The 1,503-nt window shown below is 44.1% G+C and carries 1 protein-coding gene; it reads left to right on the top strand.

Going from position 1 to position 1,503, the window contains the following annotated elements; all coding sequences use genetic code 11:
* Window positions 1–8: 8 nt before the first annotated feature.
* A partial coding sequence (locus A3712_RS19010; RefSeq protein ID WP_443083603.1) for a DNA-primase RepB domain-containing protein occupies window positions 9–1,503 on the top strand: 1,495 nt, incomplete at its 3' end.

The following is a 1,503-nucleotide window of genomic DNA, read 5'->3' as shown; positions in this document are numbered from 1 at the left end:
AAGCGAAAGTGAGTGTTTTTGATTTTATTCAACAGCTTGAGGTTGCAGGCGTAACAGTGCGCCCAAACGTTGCAAAAACTGGTAGGTTAAACGGTTTCTCTTTTGTTCTCGGTGGCATCCCATTCAAAGGTTCAGATCTTGGAGATAACTATAAGTGGAGTAAAGACAGCAAATTAAAACAAAATATTATTTATGAGCAAGACAAAGACGGCGGAAAACTTATCGCGGAGTCAGAGCGAATCAAACAGGCAATTAGTGCAGAAAGCAGCAAGGAAGCAACAGCAGATCAAGAGCGGAAGCCAACAAGTCAATCAATCACTAATGAAGATAGCAACAAATCTATCGATACTAGCGGAAGACCATCACAAGGCAGCAAGCAAAATGACAGCGGCAACAGTGGAGTCACGAGAGCAAATGGAGAGGACAGCACAAGTGATTCAAGCAGCGACAAACATGATCGAATCCGAAGCAACGAAAACGGCAGAAACGTTAGCGGAAGCAATGCAGGAGCTAGACAGAAGCAAGCGCAAAAGCAACTTGAAAAGCAGTATTCTGTTGCTCGTTCTGGGCTTAACAAGNGGTCTGATACTGACAACCACATTTCTGATCTCGCAGCCCCAAGCTCTAGCAATAGTAATTCAGCTAAACAGAGTCCTGACCAACTGAAAAAGATCGAGGCTTGGAGACGTCAACACGAAATATTGGGAGCTGATAGTTATAGAATCACTGTAGTTCCTCGAAGTGGCAGCAAGCCTTGGAACATTGGAAAGAATCAAGGAGAAAAAGGCAAAGAACGTTTCTACACTGCGGAAGAGGTCGAGGCTAAGATCCCATTTCTGCGTCAGAAAAACGCGCGAGGGGGCGACATCTATATAACCCCGATTAGCTCAAAATATCATTTTGCAGTAATTGATGATGTTCGAGAAAAAACGCACATGATGTTGGTTAGTGATGGCTTTAAGCCGACATTGGTGCAGGAGTCATCAAAAGACAATAGACAGCTTATTTTTAAGCTACCGAAGGAGGCAGGGGCGCAAGAGGCAGCTGCAGCAAATAAGGTTGTTTTTGATCTCAACAAGAAATATGGAGACCCTAAATTTTCGGGCGCAGTGCATCCGTTTAGAATGGCAGGCTTTAGCAACAAAAAAGCAGGGCGAAACAATGCTTTTACTAAAATTATAAGCAGAGCAAAAGAAGCCTGTAGTCGTGTTTCTGAGCTGCTTGATGAAGCTCGGGGAGAACTAGCAAAGCAGGCAAAAATCAGAGAAGTAAAAGATTTCCCACAGTTTGCGGGAGATGCCGACACGAACTTTAGAAGGGAGTGGGCGAAGCAACACGGTTTGGCTGAGACGATGGTTAAACGAGGGCAATGGCAGACAGTTGATTTGTCAGCGATAGATTATAGAGCGACAGAGCATCTTGTTTTAAGCGGGTTAAGTGTTGATAGAGCAATAGAGATAATGAGTAAAAACTCGCCAGAGCTAGCATCTCGAAAGCATGATG

Origin of the sequence: Vibrio sp. HI00D65, assembly GCF_001635455.1 — a bacterium.
Classification (GTDB): domain Bacteria; phylum Pseudomonadota; class Gammaproteobacteria; order Enterobacterales; family Vibrionaceae; genus Vibrio.
The sequence above is the reverse complement of the archived record's forward strand: the minus strand, read 5'-3'. Positions and strand labels throughout refer to the sequence as shown.